We start from the raw sequence: 17544 nt of genomic DNA, 5'->3' as shown, positions 1-17544 counted from the left end.
GCGCCGAGTGTCGTGCGCCTCGCTCGCCCACATCGGGGTGACGCGCATCAAGCTAGCCCCGGATTAACAGAACGTCAACAGACGCTAGCGTTTCATCAATCGGAGTCGTCCGCGGCGGGGCCGTCGCCGGAGCCGGTGATCAGCCGCTGGACCAGCGCGATCATCCGGTCGTCGAGATCTCGCACGCCGATCTTGAACTCGGCGGCCAGCTGGTTGCGGCTCACGACATAGCCCATCGAGAGCGCCTGGACGAACGCGTGCAGCGCCACGAGATCGATATCGGGCGGAATCCGCCCTTCGGCCTGGTCGAATTGCAGGTCCCGTTGCGTCTGCTCCCGGCGCGGCATCATCCGGATCTTCGTCTGCCCGTCGAGCAGGAGGATCGCGGCGAGCCGTCCCTGCTCCGCCTGCTTGATCGACTGGCGGAGCATCCGGGCGATCCGCCCGACGAACCCCACGCTCTCCTCGGAGGGCCAGTAGGCGGCGTGGCGGCGGTCGCTGTCGCGGCGCAGGGCCGAGCGCAGCAGCTCCCCCCGCGAACCGAAATGGTGGTACACCAGCCCCCGGTTGATCCCGGCCAGATCGGCGACCTCGCGCAGGTTGAGGCCGGCGAGCACCCCGTTCTTCTTCAGCAGGGTCAGGGCCGCCCGCTCCAGCTTGCGCGCCGTCTCGCTGCCGTCCGGGGCGGCGGAGCTGGGGGAACGTCGTGCCATGCGGCGAAAGTAGCAGTCAGATCGGGGACCGCTCCGGGGCTCGCGCGGGCCCCGGGGTCCGCTCCGCGACGAGCACGTCGGCGGTGTGCTCCCCCACCCCGGGCACCGTGCCGCCGTCGCCGTCGCGCGGCACGTGCCGGGAGGTGAAGGGCAGTGCCGGCATGCGGTAGGTCGAGCCGTCGGTGTCGGTGCACGTGGCGAACACCCCGCCGGCCAGCACGTCACCGGCGGTCAGCACCCGGTCGTAGGTCCGCACCTCGCCGACGACGATGCCCGCCGCACCGAGCTCCCGCACCACGACGGCCGTCGTGCGGGTCGCGAAGTACGGCGCCAACGCCCCGAGAAGCTCGGCGCGATGCGCCACACGGGCGGGGTTGTCCGTGAACCGCGGGTCCTCCGGCAGTTCCGGTCGTGCGGCGAGCCCGCACAGGGCGGCGAACTTGTCGTCGGTGTAGGCCGAGACCACGACCTCGCCGTCGGACGTGGTGAAGATGTCGGCGGCCGGAGCGGCGCCCGGCTGGCCGTTGCCCCGGCGGGTCGGCATCCGGCCGGTGAGGCCGTACTCGCCCCAGTTGACCCGCTGCATGTCGATCGCGACGTCGAGCAGCGAGACGGAGACGTCGTCGCCCTCGCCGGTCCGGGCACGGTGGAACAGCGCCGCCAGGATCGCCTGGGCCAGCACCGACGCGGCTACGTGGTCGACGACCGGTACGCCGACCCGCTGCGGCGCGCGGTCCGGCTCGCCGGTCACCGACATCAGCCCGGACTCGGCCTGGGCGGCGATGTCGAGGCCGGGGCGGTCGCGCGACGGCCCGTCCGTGCCGAAGCCCGTGACCTCCGCGATGATCACGCTCGGGTTCAGCTCGCGCAGCACCTCGTTCGACAATCCCAGCCGGGCCATGGCACCCGGCCGCAGGTTCTGCACCACGACATCGGCCCGGGCGACGAGCCGGCGTGCCTCGGCCACGCCGGCCGGGTCGCGCAGATCGAGCACCACGGACTTCTTGCGGCGGTTGTAGGCCCGCATGATCGCGTGGCCGTACGTGCCGACCCCGCGGGCCTGGTCCCCGGCCGGGCTCTCGACCTTGACGACCTCCGCCCCGAGGTCCGCCAGGGTCTGGGTGGCCCCCGGTGCCGCGATGTACTGTCCGAAGTCGACGACCGTGATGCCGTCCAGCGGCATCGGCGTCCCGGCTCGTGCGTCCCTGCTCATGATCGTCGCTCCTCCCGCTGCGCAGCGTCGCGCCGGTCGATGACTCCGGGTCAGCCTGGACGAGCGGCCGTGCCGATACCATCGGGCGACATCACACCGAGGCGAGCCCCGCCTGTGACGCGTCACAGAGGAGTCCGGTTGACCGTCGGCGCCGACGACCGCATCGCCCGCGCGGTGCAGCGCCTCGGCGACGCCGTGCCGCGGCTGGCCCGCGAGACCATCCGTCGCTATGCCGAGGGGGTTCCGCGCTTCGCCGAGGCGGGGACGCCCGCGCACCTGGATCGCGAGAGCGCCCAGACGGTGCGCACGGTGCTGCGGGTGTGCATCGCGGCGATGACCGATCCGGAGCCGCCCACCGAGACCGCGGTCCGTGAGGTCGTCGAGCGTGGCGCCGACCGCGTCGCCGAGGGGTTGCCGCTGCGCGAGTACCTGCGCTGCTGGCACATCGCCTTCGACGTCTTCGCCACCGCGGCCCACGCCGAGATCGGCGACGACGCGCTCGCGTGGCCGGTACTCGGGCAGGCCCGCCGGGCCTTCGACGCGATGCTGCGCGACGCGGCCGACGGCTACGACCTCGCCGCCCGGGACCTCGCCGCCGCCACGTCCGGGCGGGACAGCGAGATCATCACCGCGCTCTTCGCCGGAGCCGGCTGGACGTTCGACGATCCCGGCGCCGTGCCGGAGCGCGTGCTCGTCGTCCTGCTGCACATCGAGCCGGCTCCCGGTGAGGACTCGCGCGATCCGTTGACGAGCTCGATGGCGCGGCGGCGCAAGGTCCGGCTCCTGCGTGCCCACCTGGTCCGCGAGCTACCGGACCCGTGGCTCGTCGACGTCGCGGGCACGACGGGGCGGCTGCTCGTGACGACGATGATCGAGGACCCGGACCGGCTGGTCGCCGACCTGACCCGGATCGCAGGCGCCCGGATCACGATGGCCATCGACCGGGCCGACGGCCTCGAGGACGTGCCCCGCGCGGCCCGGACCGCCGACGAGGCCCTGCGCACCGCGGTACGGCACGGCATGCGCGGGCGTTCGGTGTGGATGTCCGATGTGGCGCTGGAGCACCATCTCACCCGGGACAGCGCGAGCCGCCCGCTCCTGCTGGACCGGTGCCGTGAGGTGGTCGCACGCACGGAGCTGCTCACGACGCTCCGCAGCTTCGTGGCCCACGACCTCGACCGCCGCGCCACCGCGCGTGACCTGTTCGTGCACCCCAACACGGTCGACAACCGGCTCGCGCGGATCAAGGCGCTGACCGGCCTGGACGTGCACGTGACCCGGGACCTCCTCACGCTCGTGATCGCGGCGCTCTCCACCGGCGGGGACGGCGAGTCTGTGATCTGGTCACAGCCCCCGGTGTCCGGCCCTGTGCTCCCCGACGATTGAGGGCCGCCTCGCGGCGCTCCTAGCGTGAGAGCACGCCGCCAGCCGAAGGAGCGCCATGACCGACATCCTCGAGTACGCCGACCAGGCATGGTCCGGACAGCGCACCCTGCGCGACTACCACCGCGGCGCCCTCCGCGAGCACGGTCTGCACGCCGTCGCCGACGGCATCTTCATGTGGCCGGCATTCGGCAACGTGTACGTCCTGCCCACCTCCGACGGGCTGTTCGTCTACGACACCGGCGACCGCCGGACGGCCGACGAGCTGTACGCGGCCGTGCGCGCCCTGACACCGGCGCCGATCCACACCGCGGTGTACTCGCACGGGCACGTCGACCACGTCTTCGGGATGGCGCCGTTCGACGCCGAGGCGGACGGCAGCGGCCGGACGCGGCCCACGGTGCTCGCGCACGAGGCCGTCGTCCCCCGCTTCGACCGCTACCGCCTGACCGCCGGTCACAACCAGGCCGTCAACCGGCGCCAGTTCCAGGCGCCGGGCTTCCGGTGGCCGGCGACCTTCCGGCAGCCCGACATCACGTACGCGGACCGGACGACGCTGTCGATCGGCGACGAGCGGATCGAGCTGCACCACGCGCGCGGCGAGACCGACGACGCGACCATCGCGTGGCTCCCCGAGCGCAAGGCCCTGTTCAGCGGTGACTTCTTCATCTGGTCGAGCCCGAACGCCGGCAACCCGCAGAAGGTGCAGCGCTACGCCCGGGACTGGGCGCGGGCCCTGACGTGGATGGCGTCGCTCGGCGCGGAGATCCTGCTGCCGGGGCACGGCCTCCCGGTCGTCGGGGTCGAGCGCATCCGCACGACGCTGCTCGAGGCCGCCGAGCTGCTCGAGGCGATCCACGGCCGCACCCTGGACCTGATGAACTCCGGTGCGACGCTGGACGAGATCCTGCGGGCCGTCCGGACGCCCACCCACCTGCTCGAGAAGCCGTACCTGCGGCCGTCGTACGACGAGCCGGAGTTCGTCGTCCGCAACATCTGGCGGCTCTACGGCGGCTGGTACGACGGCAACCCGGCGCACCTGAAACCCGCGCCGCAGGCCGACCTCGCCGCGGAGCTGGCCGCGTTGTGCGGAGGCGCCGACGCCCTCGCCCAACGCGCCCTCGAGCTGGTCGAGCGCGGTGAGCACCGGCTGGCGGGACATCTTGCCCAGTTCGCCGCCGACAGCTCCGGTGCGGCGAGCGTCCACGAGGCGCGCGCGACGGTGTTCTCCCGGCTGGAGCAGGCGGCGACCTCGACGATGGCCAAGGGGGTCTACGCCTGGGCCGTCGTCGAGTCGCGTGCGGCGCTCGCGGGGACCGACGAGATCACCGAGCTCGAGGCGAAGGTCGTCGGGACGCCGCGGTGGTCGGTCTGAGCTGCGGCGGGTGTGGCCGTGGTGGTCCGGTCAGGGTCCGGCGCGGCTGGTGTAGGTGTGGCCGGTCGGGGTGGTGGTCCGCACGGTGTGCGGCTGGTCGCCGAGCCCGTCGTGGATGACCTCGGCGCTCCAGCCGGGTAGTTCTTTGATCTGGTTGCCGCGTACGCAGGTGCCGCGGCCGTTGGTGTAGCTGGTGGGTCCGCCTTGTGCGTCGGGGTGGATGTGGTCGATGTTGCGGCACGGTGCCCCGCAGTAGGGATCCCGGCAGCGGTCGTCATCCCGGATCCGGATCAACGCGGCGAGTACGCCGTCGAAGTAGCGGCGCCGGGGGTCGGCGCCGATCAGCGGTCCGCCGGCCGGTCGGGTGAACAGGCGTCGCCACCAGCGGCGGCCTGTGGTGCCGGCCAGGACCTCGCGGGCGAGGCAGGCCGGGATCGGGCCGTGCCCGACCACCTGGGCGGTGGCCGGGGAGCGGGGGTCGATCAGGGCGTCGACCGGGATCACGATGCCGACCTCGACGTTCACGTCGGCGGCTTCGGTTTGGCCGGTGAGGCGTTCGACCAGGGTGTCGGCCATGACCTGGTCCCGGGTACGGGGTTCGTCGCCGACCCCGACCGTGGTGTCGGCGTGCCGGCGCAACGCGGCCAGCGCGGCCACGCCTTGTTCGACCGGGACCAGGGCGGAGAGCACGGCCATGGTGTCCGGGGCCGGGCGCAGGGTGACCCGGCGGTCCTTGCGCGCGGTGCGGCCCCGCTGCAGGTAGCCGGCCTTGTCGGCCCGGTAGGCGAGGTCGCGGACCTTCATCGCGGCCTGGCGCGGGTTCAGCCCGTCGACACCGGCGGCGACGATCTGGGTGTCCACCTGCCGGCGCAGCTCCGGCGACAGGTGCCGGGTCTCCGAGACCACCTGGGCAGCCAAGTCTTCGGAGACCCGGCCGGCCACCAGCAGCCCGCGCACGCCGGGCAGGTCGGCGCGCAGGGTCCGGGCGGTGCCCAGCCGGCGCGACCCGGCGGTGGGTGAGATGCGAGAAGCCAGCGCGATCTGGTCGGCGATCCCGCGCTGCACCCTGGCCGGGTGCACGTCGCCGCGGGCGAGCGTGTCCTCGACCTGGGCGCGGGCGAACCCGATCGCCTCGGTGTGCTGGGCCGCCGCGACCGCGCCACGGAGTTTCTCCAGCAGCGCGATCCGGTCGATCCGGGTCGCCGCGGTCACCCCGCCGGCGGGGTCGGTGGTGGTGTTGGCGAGCGTGGACAGCTGGTCGAGCATCGCCGACAGCGCGGCGGTGACCGGGTCCCCGCCGCCGCTCGACTGCTTCGCTCGCATGTTCGAATTCTAGCGTGTGGCTACGACACTCTCCCGGCCGTTCGGCGCGTTGACCGACCGCTCACCGCACACTGCACACCTGGCGCCAGGTCCCGCCGAGGCGGACGGGCGCCGGGTATCCCACCACCGCGACGACCGCAGCGCCGCCGCATCAGGCCAGCGCGCGGTCCAGCAACGGCGCGATCTCCCGCACCGCATACGGGATGTTGAGCACCGACGGGAACGCCAGCGCGATCGCGAGGGCGGGATCGAGCGGGATGTAGGAGCCGCGTTGCACAGCCGGGACGCTCCGGAACACGCCCTGCTTCTCGAACTCGGCACGGGCGGCATCACCCCCGAAGTGGGCGAGCAGGAGGGCGTCGGCGTCGAAGAGCCCCATCTGCTCCTGGCTGACCTTCGCCCGCCCGGGCAGGCCCGCGTTCGGTAGCCGCGTGACCGCGGGGGCCAGCTGGAGGCCGAGTGCCGACAGCAGCGCCGCCGACGCGTCCGACGTCGAGTTGACCGTGTACAGATCCTGTCCGGGGATCACCGGGCCGAACGTGAACGTCCGGCCCTGCCACTGCGGATGCGCCGCGCGCGCGTCGGCCACGACCCGCTCGACGTCCGCGACGACGCGGCGGGCCTCGTCCGCGCGACCGACGGCCTCACCGACCCGGACCGTGCTCTGCTGCCACGTCTCCTTGTCGACCTGCGAGCTCGGGCCGATCACCGGCGCGATCTTCTCCAGCTCGGCCCGCACCGGGTCCAGCTGGTAGTACGTCGTCGCCGCGATGAGCGTCGGCCGCAGGGCGGCGACCCGCTCGATCGGGACGCCCTCGGTCGTCGGGAGCAGCTCGACGGGACGCCCGCCGAGCGCGCCGGCGGTCCACGGGTAGACGTCGATCTGGTAGCCGGAGGACATGCCGACCGGCGGCACGCCCAGGGCGATCAGCGCATCGGCGTCGGCTCCCTGGCCGATCGCGACGACGCGGTGCGCCCCGGCCTGCCCTCCCGTCGCACCGGCGCCACTGCTGCCGGCGCACGCCGGTGTGGCGAGCAGCGCCGTCGCGCCGAGGACTCCTCTCAGGAAGCGGCGCCGCGAGTGCAGCGGCCGGTGTGGCGACATGGTCGTCGTGAGCACGGGGCACCCTCCACGATGAGGCCGAACAAGTTAGGGAAGCCTACCTTGTCTGACTCGTCGTCGTGAGGACTCGATGTGCCGCGGCCGGCGCGGGTTCTACGGTCGACCGGAGATCGCGGTCGAGGCGCGCCAGTGCAGTACCGGTTCGAGGGTCACCGGAGCGGCGGGTTCCGGGGCTCCGTCGAGGCGCGAGAGAAGAAGCTGGACGGCGGCACGACTCAGCTCCTCCAGGCGCAGGTCGACCGCGGTGATCGCCGGTTCGTACTCACGGACATGTGCGCTGTCGGTCAGCGCGGCGACCATGAGGTCGTCCGGAATGCGGAGGCCGAGGGCGGTGGCCGCGTCCGCGACACCGGCTGCGGAGCGACTCGCCGATGCGATGACCCCGTGCGGGGCGCCGTCCGTGGCCAGAATGGACTCGAACAACGCACGCGCTCCGTCCCGCCCCTCACCCTCGTAGAGGGACAGGATCCGGGCCGGTATCCCCGCGGACTCGGCCCATTCCGCGTACGCCCGCCTGGCATGCCGGTTCCACGCATTGTCCTCGGTACCGGACAACAGCCAGATCCGCTCCGCCCCACGATCGGAGAAGCCGTCGAGCAGCCGCCTGACGGCGGCGCCGTGGTCCAGGCGCACGGTCCACGGGAAGTCCGGCAGGTCGGGGTCGTCGTCGACGACGACCACCGGCAGGTCTCGACGCCGCAGCTCGGCGAGTACGGGGTCACTGCCGTAGGGAAAGGCGACCAGGCAGCCGTCCATGGGGACTTGCGACGCCGTGGGGTCGAAGAGATCGGGGACATGGACCAGGCCGAGCTTGTGATCCAGCACCTCCGTGGCGACGGTGCCGCTGAAGCGCGTGAAGGTCTCGCTGCCCTCGTGCGAACCGTGCGCAGCATCCCGGGGCCGGAGGATCATGCCGAGCAGACCCGACCTGCCGGTACGGAGGCTGCGGGCGGACGGGTCGGCGGTGTAGCCGAGTTCCGCCGCAGCGGTCATGACCCGGACGCGGGTGCTCTCCGAGATGCTCCTCCGCCCGGAGAACGCGTGCGAGACCGTGCTGATCGACACGCCGGCCGAGGTCGCGACGTCGCGGATCGTGACTCTCGGCCGCGCGGCCCCGTCGCTCATCCCGCCTCCCGGTTCTCCGGCTCGCAGGGCGCCGGTGGTCTTGACCGCTGTCCGCTGACGCACGTAGGTTACGCAACACACCGCTCATCAAAACGTTTTGATTGGAGCCCCGGTTGGCTTCCCCACCCGGTACGACGACCGTCGCGGCAGCCCAGTTCGCCGCCGGCCGGGATGTGACCGAGAACCTCGACCGGATCGACGCCCTGGTCGGCCGGGCGGCGGCATCGGCAGCTCGGCTGGTGGCCCTTCCCGAGGCGTCCATGTACGCCTGGGACGCACCGGCCGACGAGCTCGCCGCCGCGGCTCGTGCATCCGCGGCCGACTTCACCGCCGGAATCGAGGAGATCGCCCGGCGGCACGCGGTGATGCTCGTCGCCGGCGCGTTCGCCGCGGATGACGACGATCCGCGGCCCTACAACCGGCTCCTGGTCGTCGGACCCGACGGGCCGCGCGCGAGCTACGACAAGGTCCACCTCTACGACGCGTTCGACTACCGGGAGTCCGACCGCGTGCGGCCCGGGCCCGTGCACGCCGACGGGTCCGAGCTCGTGACCGTCGACGTCGGCGGTGTCACGATGGGGTTGCTCAACTGCTACGACCTGCGCTTCCCCGAGCAAGCCAGGGCGCTGGTCGAGCGCGGTGCCGACCTGCTCGTCGTGAGCTCGGCCTGGGTCAACGGTCCACGCAAGGAGTTGCACTGGGAGCTGCTGCTCCGGGCTCGGGCGGTGGAGAACACCTGCTACGTCCTGGCCGCGTCCCAGCCGCCGCCGACCTCGACCGGGCTCAGCATGGCCGTCGACCCGATGGGGCTCGTCATGGCCACCTGCACCGAGGACGAGGGCATCGTCAGCGCCGACCTGTCCCCGCAACGTCTGCACGAGGTACGACGCATCGTGCCCTGCCTCGCCAACCGCCGCTACCCCGTTCAGCACGCGGCGAGCGCTACCGCATCCGGTCAGTGAGGAGAACCTTCCGATGCCCCATGCAGGAGACAGCTACGGGCGGCGCCGGGTCGTGGCGTCGGCCGCGATCGGGCAGTTCGTCGAGTGGTACGACTTCGTCATCTACGCCTACACCTCATCGGTGGTGGCCACCTTGTTCTTCCCCGCCGAGGACCGGGTCGCATCGCTGCTGGCCACCTTCGGCGTCTACGCGGTCGGCTTCGTGATGCGGCCGGTCGGCGGAGTGGTGTTCGGTCACCTCGGCGACGTCCTGGGACGACGCGGCGTACTCGCATTCGTGATCCTGCTCATGGGCGGATCCACCGCCGCGATCGGTCTGCTGCCCACCTACGCCTCGATCGGGATCCTCGCTCCGATCCTGCTCGTGGTCTGCCGGCTCCTGCAGGGCATGTCGGCCGGTGGCGAGGCAATGGGATCCAACGCGTTGGTCGCCGAGCACGCCCCGGACGGCCGGCGCGGCAGATGGGTCGGGTTCACCTACTCCTTCGCCAACCTGCCCGGTGTGTTCGCCGCGCTCCTCGTGCTCGGCCTCACCAACGCCATGACCGCGCAGGCCTGGTCGGAGTGGGGCTGGCGGATCCCGTTCCTGCTCGGCGGTGTCCTCTCCCTCGTCGGTCTCTACATCCGGGCTCGCGTCCAGGAGTCTCCGGCCTTCACGACCACCCGGCAGGCCCACCAGGTGACCAAGGCGCCGCTGCTGACCTTGTTCCGGACCCACCGCAGAGAGCTCCTGCTGGCGTTCGCGATGGCCGCCCTGTCCGGACTGGGCTTCTATTCCCTGGCCGGCTACTTCTCCTCGTACCTGACCGAGTCGGTCGGCCTCAGCAGCAACGACTCGCTGCTCTCGAACAGTGTTGCGTTGTTCGCCGCCTTCGTCGCCATGCCACTGGCCGGATCCTGGTCGGACCGGGTCGGCCGCCGGAAGGTGCTGTTGGTGGGCGCGGCGGCCAGCGCGATCGTCGCGGTGCCCGCCTACGCGATCGCCGGTGCCGGTGGACTGCTGCCCGCCATCGCCGGACAGACCCTGCTCGCCGTTGCTCTGGGAACGTTCTTCGGGCCCGTCGGCATCGTCTTCCTCGAGCTGTTCCCCACCCGGATCCGGTACAGCGGCGCCTCGGTCGGTTACAACGCTGCCTACGTCGCCTTCGGGGGCACCGCGCCGCTGTTCGGGACATGGCTGGTGGCGCAGACAGGGAGCCTGCTCGCTCCCGCGGTGTACACCGCGCTCCTGGCGGCCGCGGTGTTCGCCGTGGCGACCCGGCTCCCGGAGACCCACACCTCGTCCATCGTCCATGCAGAGGACGTCGCCGGCCGCGCCGACGCAGACGCCAACCCACTCGGAGGGAACGGTTAGGTCATGAAGCAGACCGTCGTGGTCTCACTCGTGCAGTTCACGGCCAGCGAGACCGACAAGGAACTCAACGTCACACGGTGCCTGGAGTATCTCGACGAGGCCGCGGAACAGGGCGCCGACCTCGTCGTCCTGCCGGAGATGTGGACCGGGTTCGGCTACTCCACGCCGACTCGTTACCAGGAGATCGCCGAGCCGGTGCCGGGGCCCGTCACCGACCGCCTCGCCGAACGGGCCGCGCGGCACGGGATGTACGTCGTGGGATCGCTGTACGCCGGACTGCCCGACGGCAGCCACGCCAATCTCGCACCGCTGATCGGCCCCGACGGCGCCCTGCTCGGCAGCTACACCAAGACGCATCTGTTCGATGCCCCGGATCGGGTCGACATCCCGCCTGGGATGAAGGAGTCCGACAAGGTCGTCGCCGGTGACGAGCTCGCCGTGTTCGACACCCGGTTCGGCTCGTTGGGCATCTCGGTGTGCTCGGACCTCCGGTTCCCCGAGGTCTATCGGGTGATGACCCTGCGAGGGGCGAAGATCATCGTCTGCGCCTCGGCCTTCCTCAGCCCCAGGTTGGACCATTGGGAGTTCTTCCTGCGCGCCCGAGCCGCGGAGAACCAGGTGTTCGTCGTCGCGTCCGGCCAGGTCGGGACGGAGCCGGTGACCGGCACCGGCTTCGTCGGCAGGTCGATGGCCGTTGACCCGTGGGGCACCGTCCTGGCCACCGCACCCGACGTCGAGGGAGTCACCACCACTCGTCTCGACCTCGACCTCATCCCGGAGATGCGGCGTCGGTACCCCCTGCTGGACCAGCGTCGCCCGGACCTGTACGGCGACATCGTCCGGCGCTGACGCCGCCGCTCAGGGCAAGCTCAACTTCGCCGTCCGGCCTCCGTCGACGGTGTAGACCTGCCCGGTGACGAATCCCGCCTCGTCGGCGGCGAGGAAGGCCACGAGCGCGGCGACCTCCTCCGGCTTCCCGGGGCGGGCCACCGGGTGGATGCGGTCGATGCCGCGCCGGAACGCCTCCGGGTCGGGCATGCCGTCGACGAACTCCAGGTTCAGGTCCGTGTCGATCCAGCCGGGCGCCACCGCGTTGCAGCGGATGCCGTCATGCCCGTGATCCACCGCCACGGCGCGGGTCAGCCCGTGCAGGCCCGCCTTCGACGCGCAGTAGGCCGCATGCCCGGGGTTGGCGCCGAGGCCCTCGATCGAGCCGGTGTTGACGATGCTCCCCCTGGTCCTGCGCAGGTGGGGGATCGCCGCGCGGATCAGCAGGAAGGGCAGGGTCAGGTTCACGGTGAGGCTGCGCTGCCAGTCCTCCAGGGACATGGCCTCGACCGTGGACTCCTGCATCACGCCCGCGTTGTTGACCAGCACGTCCAGCGACCCGGCGCGATCGATCACCTCGGCGACGACCCGATCCGCACTGGCGGGGTCGGAGAGGTCCGCCGGGATGCCGTCGAACTCCGGGTCGGGCCCGCGTTGCGCCGTGTACACGGTCGCGCCCTCGTCCCGGAGCCGTCGGGCGATCGCCTGCCCGATGCCCGACCGGCCACCCGTGACGAGCGCGACCTTGTCCTCGAACCGCCTCATGACACCGACTCCCCGCCCATGACCTCGACGAGCCTGCCAGAGGTGGCGCCCGCACGGCCCGCGGCGAGAAGGCCGTCACACCACCCGGCAGGGCACCTCGTCGGCCCCCTCGAGGAACGCGTGCAGGCTGTCGAGCACCTGCATCCCCATCGCCCGCCGGGTCCCCTCGGTCGCGCTCCCGAGGTGCGGCAGGAGGGTCACGTTGTCGAGCGCGACCAGGTCCGGTGACACGTCCGGCTCCCCCTCGTGGACGTCGAGTCCCGCTCCGGCGATGACACCGGTGGACAGCGCCTCGACCAGGGCTTCGGTATCGACGACGTCGCCGCGCGCCGTGTTGACCAGGTAGGCGGTCGGCTTCATGAGCTTGAGCCGGTCGGCCGAGATGAGGTGGCGGTTCTCGCCCCCGCCGGGGGCGTGCACGCTCACGAAGTCGACCTGCGCCAGGAGGTCCTCGATCGAGTCCGCACGGTGGAGGTCGGGGACACCGACCCGGGCGGCCGTGGTGCCCGGGTCCTCGGACCCGTGCGTGCAGTACGAGACGCGCATGTCGAAGCCGAACCGGGCCCGTCTCGCGACCGCCGCGCCGATCCGCCCCATGCCGATGATCCCGAGGTGCTTCCCGGAGACGTCGGCGCCGAGCAGGTGCGTCGGCCGCCAGCCGGTCCAGTCACCGGCCCGCAGCTCCCGCTCCCCGGCCGAGGTCCGGCGCGCCGCGTTGAGCAGCAGGCACATCGCCAGGTCGGCGGTGGACTCGGTCAGGACGCCCGGCGTGTTGGTGACCGTGACCCCGGCGGCCCGGGCCGCGTCGAGGTCGATGTGATCGGTCCCGACACCGAAGTTCCCGACGAACCGCGTGCGGATGTCACCGGCGAACAGCTCCGCCGGCAGCCGGTCGGACACGGTCGCCAGCACGGCGTCGGCGTGCTCGACGGCGTGCCGGAGCCCCTCGGGCCCGAGCGGGCGGTCGTCGATGCTCAGCCGCACGGCCGGGTACCGCCTGCGGAGCTCGTTCTCGACCGCGGTCGGCCAGCGCCGCGTCACGACGACGACGGGCTCGCGGTCACCACGTGGCCAGGTCATCCCGCCACCTCGGCCACGTAGCCGGCCGCGGACCACGGCAGGGGCGGCGGGGCCGGGTCGTACTCGGACAGGACCCGCGCGACCGTGCTGCCGAGGCTCGACGGGTCGGGGGCCATCACGATCCCGGACTCGGAGAGCAGCCTCGACTTCTCGGCGGCCGACTCGGCACTGCTGGAGACGATCGCGCCCGCGTGACCCATGGTGCGGCCCGGCGGCGCGGTCATCCCGGCGACGTAGCCGATGACGGGCTTGCGCATCCGCTCGCGGACGAACTGCGCACCCTCGGCCTCCTGCGGCCCGCCGATCTCGCCGATCATGAGGACGACGTCGGTCCCGGAGTCGTGCTCGAAGTGGCCGAGGTGGTCGCGGAACGACGACCCGTTGACCGGGTCTCCCCCGATGCCGACCGAGGTCGACACCCCGAGCCCGAGCTCGGTCAGCTGGGCGGCCGCCTCGTAGCTGAGCGTCCCGGAACGGCTGATGATCCCGACCCGGCCCTCCCGGTAGATGTGCCCCGGCATGATCCCGAGCAGGCACTTGCCCGGGCTGATCGTGCCCGCGCAGTTCGGCCCGGTGAGCCGCATCCGGCTGGCCGCCCGGTAACGGCGCATGAAGCGCTTCACCTTCATCATGTCCTGGACCGGGATGCCGTCGGTGATGCACACGCAGTACCGGATCCCGGCGTCGGCCGCCTCCATGATCGAGTCGGCGGCGAACGGCGGCGGCACGAAGATGATCGACACGTCCGCCTTCGTCGCGGCGACGGCGTCCTTCACGGTGTGGTACACCCGCTTGCCCAGCACCTTCTCGCCGGCCTTCCCGGGCGTGACACCGGCCACGACGTTGGTGCCGTAGCGGATCATCTCCTCGGTGTGGAACGCGCCGATCCGCCCGGTGATGCCCTGGACGATGACGCGGGTCTCGTCGTCGATGTGGATGCTCATGCCAGCGCCTCCTCGTGCGCGTGGGTCGCCTCCGCCGCCGCGGCGGTGGCGAACTCGGCGGCCTCCGCGAGGGTCCGGGCGGTGGTGATGGGGAGCGAGGACTCGGACAGGATCCGGGTGCCCTCCTCGACGTTCGTCCCGCTGAGGCGCACCACCACCGGGACGGACAGCTCCAGCTCGGTGAACGCCGACACGATCCCCTGCGCGATCCAGTCGCACCGGTTGATGCCGGCGAAGATGTTGATGAGGACGACCCGGACGTTCTCGTCCTGCAGCACCGACTGGAACGCCTTGAGCACCCGCTCCGGTGACGCGCCACCGCCGATGTCGAGGAAGTTCGCGGGCTCCCCGCCCGCAACCTTGATCATGTCCATCGTGGCCATCGCGAGGCCGGCACCGTTGATGATGCAGCCGATGTTCCCGTCGAGGCCGACGTAGGACAGGCCGTTGTCCGCGGCGTACGACTCGCGGGCGTCCTCCTGGCTGCGGTCGCGCAGCTCGGCGATCTCCGGATGCCGGAAGGTCGCGTTGTCGTCGAAGGACATCTTCGCGTCGAGCGCGACCAGCCGCTCGTCCCGGGTCTGGACCAGCGGGTTGATCTCCAGCATGGTCGCGTCCAGGTCGCGGAACGCGCGGTACGCGGCGCGGAACAGGGTCGCGGCCGGGGCGACGAGGGCCGGGCCCAGCCCGATCGCGAACGCGATCTCGCGCGCCTGGAAGGCGAGGAACCCGGTGGCGGGGTCGATCACCCGGCGGACGACCGCCTCGGGCGCCCGCGCGGCCAGCTCCTCGATCTCCACGCCGCCCTCCGCGGAGGCGATGATCGTGGCACGTTCCGAGGTCCGGTCCAGCACGATGCCGAAGTAGAGCTCACGGTCGATGTCCACGGTCTCCTCGACGTAGACCCGGTACACCGGCTTGCCCTTGGGCACCTGCTCGGTGACGAGCCGCCGGCCGAGCCACGAGGCGGCCGCGTCGGCCACCTCACGGTCGGTACGGCACAGCCGGACCCCGCCGGCCTTCCCCCGTCCGCCGGAGTGGACCTGCGCCTTCACCGCCCACGATGCGCCGCCCAGCTCGGTGGACCGGTAGGACGCCTGCTCGGGGCTGTAGGCCAGCCCACCCCGCGGGACAGCGATCCCGAACGACGAGAGGATCTCCTTGGCCTGGTACTCGTGGATGTCCACCCCGTCACCCCCGCCCGGCCGTCGCGGTCCGGATCGCCTCGTCGATCTGGAGCACCGTGTGCGCCATCCGCTCGGACGCGGCGTCGATCATCTTCCCGTCCACCGCGGCCGCACCGCGGCCCTCGGCCTCGGCGGCGCGCAGCTCGGTGACGATGCGCCGCGCCCGGTCGACCTCCTTCTCGGGTGGGCTGAACACCTGGTTCGCGAGCGGCACCTGGCTCGGGTGGATGGCCCACTTGCCCTCGCACCCCAGCGCGGCCGCGCGCCGGGCGGAGTCCAGGTAGCCCTGCTCGTCGGAGAAGTCGCCGAACGGACCGTCGACGGCCCGCAGACCGTAGGCGCGGCAGGCCACGACCATCCGGGACAGCGCGAAGTGCCACTGGTCGCCCGGGTAGTCCGGGTTGAGGCCGCCGATGCTGACGGTGCGGGCCCGGTTGCTGGCCGCGTAGTCGGCGACGCCGAAGTGCAACGCCTCCAGCCGGCCGCGGCTCGCGGCGATCGCCTCCACGTTCGCCATCCCGAGCGCGGTCTCGATCAGCGCCTCGGTCCCGATCTCGTTCGTGCGCCCGTGCGCCGCCTGCACCTGGTTGATCATGGCGTCGACCATGTAGAGGTCGGCCGGGACGCCGACCTTCGGGACGAGCAGGGTGTGCACACGGTCGCCCGCGCACTCGAGCACGTCGACGACGTCGCGGTACATGTAGGCGGTGTCGAGGCCGTTGATCCGCACCGACACCGTCTTGCCGAGTGCGGCCCAGTCGATGTCGTTGAGCGCCTCGATGACGTTCTTGCGTGCCTGGTCCTTCTGCGGGGGCGCGACCGCGTCCTCGAGGTCGAGGAACACGTAGTCGGCCTCGCCCTTGGCGGCCTTCTCGATGAACTCCGGCGACGAGCCGGGCACCGCCAGCTCGCTGCGCTGCAGCCGGGTCCGGCTCGGTTCGAAGAGCGTGTGGCTCATGGTCTCTCGCTTCCGTCGAACGGGCTTCTGTCGAGCGGGCTTCGGTCAGGCGGTCCGGCGGGTGTCGGGTGACTGCGGCGCCGCGGCCACCGCCACCGGGGCCAGGTCGCGCGTGGCGTCGCGGTAGTACTCCTGGGCGGCGGCGACCCCGGCCCCCAGCGGGACGTCCGCACCGGCGTCCGCCAGCGACATCTCGGCCGCGGCGAGCGCGGCCAGGCACGATACCTCGTTGAGATCACCGAGGTGACCGATCCGGAAGACCTTCCCCGCCACCTTCGACAACCCGCCACCGAAGGAGGTGCGGTACCGCTCGTAACCGATCCGGCAGACCGCGGCCCCGTCGACGTGCTCGGGAACCCGGATCGCGGTGACCGTGTCCGAGTACCACTCGGGGGCCTTCGCGCAGAGGTCGAGGCCCCACGCCGCGACCCCGCGCCGCACGCCCTCGGCCAGGCGGTGGTGCCGCCGGAACACCTCGTCGAGGCCCTCCTCGAACAGCCGGCCCAGCGAGGCGCTCATGCCGTGCAGCAGGGCCACCGGGGGCGTGTACGGGAAGTAGCCCAGGTCGTTGGTCGCGATCATGTCGGCGAAGCTGAAGTAGCAGCGCTCCATGGTGGCCGTCTCGGCGGCGGCGAGCGCCTTCTGGCTCACGCCGAGCACGCCGAGGCCGGCGGGCAGCATCAGGCCCTTCTGGCTGCCGGTGACGGCGAGGTCGACGCCCCACTCGTCCTGCCGGAAGTCGATCGAGGCGATCGAGGATACGCCGTCGACGTAGAGCAGCGCCGTCGAACCGGTGGCGTCCATCGCGCGGCGGACGGCGGCGACGTCCGAGGTCACCCCGGTCGCGGTCTCGTTGTGGACCACGAAGACGCCCTTGATCGTCGGGTCGGCCGCGAGCTGGCGCTCGAACTCGTCGACCGGCACCCCCTCGCCCCACTCGACGTCGACGCACACGACGTCCAGGCCGAGCCGGCGTGCCATGTCCACCCACAGGTGGGAGAACTGGCCGAACCGCGCCATGAGCACCCGGTCGCCCCGGTTCAGCGTGTTGCTGATCGCGGCTTCCCACGCACCCGTGCCGGAGCCGGGGTAGAGGAACACCCGGCCCTCCTGGTTCCCGAGCACGCGGGCGAGCCCGTCGAGAACCTCGAAAACCAGGTCCGGGAAGTCAGGAGCACGGTGGTCCTCCATCGGGACGTTCACCGCCCGCC

Annotated in this window: 16 protein-coding genes; 5 read left to right on the top strand and 11 right to left on the bottom strand. The window is 72.0% G+C overall.

The annotated features are described in order from the left end of the window. Positions 1–95: 95 nt before the first annotated feature. Both H7X46_RS05050 and H7X46_RS05045 read right to left on the bottom strand, forming a co-directional pair. Positions 96–713 carry a TetR/AcrR family transcriptional regulator gene (locus H7X46_RS05050; RefSeq protein ID WP_186358297.1) on the bottom strand — a complete coding sequence of 206 codons (618 nt, stop codon included), beginning with the start codon at positions 711–713 and terminating at the stop codon, positions 96–98. Positions 714–729: 16 nt separating this feature from the next. After that, positions 730–1926, bottom strand: coding sequence for a CaiB/BaiF CoA-transferase family protein (locus tag H7X46_RS05045; protein WP_186358296.1), 1197 nt, complete (start codon positions 1924–1926; stop codon positions 730–732). 138 nt (positions 1927–2064) lie between these two features. Between H7X46_RS05045 and H7X46_RS05040 the strand changes: the two genes are divergently transcribed. Both H7X46_RS05040 and H7X46_RS05035 read left to right on the top strand, forming a co-directional pair. Next, a complete protein-coding gene (locus H7X46_RS05040; protein WP_186358295.1) occupies positions 2065–3312 on the top strand; it encodes a CdaR family transcriptional regulator in 1248 nt (415 codons plus the stop codon). A gap of 55 nt (positions 3313–3367) precedes the next feature. Continuing rightward, positions 3368–4684 (top strand): alkyl sulfatase dimerization domain-containing protein, encoded by a 1317-nt coding sequence (locus H7X46_RS05035; protein WP_186358294.1) that lies wholly within the window; start codon positions 3368–3370, stop codon positions 4682–4684. A gap of 30 nt (positions 4685–4714) precedes the next feature. Here H7X46_RS05035 and H7X46_RS05030 read toward each other — a convergent pair whose 3' ends face one another. From H7X46_RS05030 to H7X46_RS05020, 3 genes are all read right to left on the bottom strand, one after another. Beyond that, entirely contained in the window at positions 4715–6007 is a 1293-nt protein-coding gene (locus tag H7X46_RS05030; protein ID WP_186358293.1) for a DUF222 domain-containing protein, read from the bottom strand. A 151-nt stretch (positions 6008–6158) separates the two neighbouring features. Continuing rightward, entirely contained in the window at positions 6159–7127 is a 969-nt protein-coding gene (locus H7X46_RS05025) for an ABC transporter substrate-binding protein (RefSeq protein ID WP_186358292.1), read from the bottom strand. Between the two features lie 96 nt (positions 7128–7223). Then, positions 7224–8255, bottom strand: a complete 1032-nt coding sequence (locus H7X46_RS05020) for a LacI family DNA-binding transcriptional regulator (protein ID WP_186358291.1) — start codon at positions 8253–8255, stop codon at positions 7224–7226. 113 nt (positions 8256–8368) lie between these two features. Between H7X46_RS05020 and H7X46_RS05015 the strand changes: the two genes are divergently transcribed. Genes H7X46_RS05015 through H7X46_RS05005 form a run of 3 tightly spaced genes read left to right on the top strand, consistent with a single transcriptional unit; the run spans position 8369 to position 11420 of the window. Next, positions 8369–9217, top strand: coding sequence for a nitrilase-related carbon-nitrogen hydrolase (locus H7X46_RS05015; protein WP_186358290.1), 849 nt, complete (start codon positions 8369–8371; stop codon positions 9215–9217). A gap of 13 nt (positions 9218–9230) precedes the next feature. Further along, positions 9231–10571: an MFS transporter gene (locus H7X46_RS05010; protein ID WP_186358289.1), complete on the top strand. Its 1341-nt coding sequence runs from the start codon at positions 9231–9233 to the stop codon at positions 10569–10571. Positions 10572–10574: 3 nt separating this feature from the next. Continuing rightward, positions 10575–11420 (top strand): carbon-nitrogen hydrolase family protein, encoded by an 846-nt coding sequence (locus H7X46_RS05005; protein ID WP_186358288.1) that lies wholly within the window; start codon positions 10575–10577, stop codon positions 11418–11420. Between the two features lie 9 nt (positions 11421–11429). Here H7X46_RS05005 and H7X46_RS05000 read toward each other — a convergent pair whose 3' ends face one another. From H7X46_RS05000 to H7X46_RS04975, 6 genes are all read right to left on the bottom strand, one after another. Then, a complete protein-coding gene (locus H7X46_RS05000) occupies positions 11430–12164 on the bottom strand; it encodes an SDR family NAD(P)-dependent oxidoreductase (protein WP_186358287.1) in 735 nt (244 codons plus the stop codon). 75 nt (positions 12165–12239) lie between these two features. Continuing rightward, the gene (locus tag H7X46_RS04995; protein WP_186358286.1) at positions 12240–13244 is read right to left on the bottom strand and encodes a D-glycerate dehydrogenase; all 1005 of its coding nucleotides are present in this window, start codon (positions 13242–13244) and stop codon (positions 12240–12242) included. Then, positions 13241–14188, bottom strand: coding sequence for a succinate--CoA ligase subunit alpha (gene sucD / locus H7X46_RS04990; RefSeq protein ID WP_186358285.1), 948 nt, complete (start codon positions 14186–14188; stop codon positions 13241–13243). The genes H7X46_RS04995 and sucD overlap by 4 nt, the downstream gene beginning before the upstream one ends. After that, positions 14185–15375, bottom strand: a complete 1191-nt coding sequence (locus tag H7X46_RS04985; RefSeq protein ID WP_186358284.1) for a malate--CoA ligase subunit beta — start codon at positions 15373–15375, stop codon at positions 14185–14187. Before H7X46_RS04985 ends, sucD begins: the two co-directional genes overlap by 4 nt. 4 nt (positions 15376–15379) lie before the next feature. Then, positions 15380–16333 carry a CoA ester lyase gene (locus H7X46_RS04980; RefSeq protein ID WP_186358283.1) on the bottom strand — a complete coding sequence of 318 codons (954 nt, stop codon included), beginning with the start codon at positions 16331–16333 and terminating at the stop codon, positions 15380–15382. Between the two features lie 45 nt (positions 16334–16378). Then, positions 16379–17524 (bottom strand): aminotransferase class V-fold PLP-dependent enzyme, encoded by a 1146-nt coding sequence (locus tag H7X46_RS04975; protein ID WP_186358282.1) that lies wholly within the window; start codon positions 17522–17524, stop codon positions 16379–16381. Positions 17525–17544: the final 20 nt, after the last annotated feature.

The organism is Pseudonocardia sp. C8, from assembly GCF_014267175.1.
Lineage (GTDB): Bacteria > Actinomycetota > Actinomycetes > Mycobacteriales > Pseudonocardiaceae > Pseudonocardia.
This window is presented reverse-complemented; position numbering and strand designations above follow the sequence as displayed.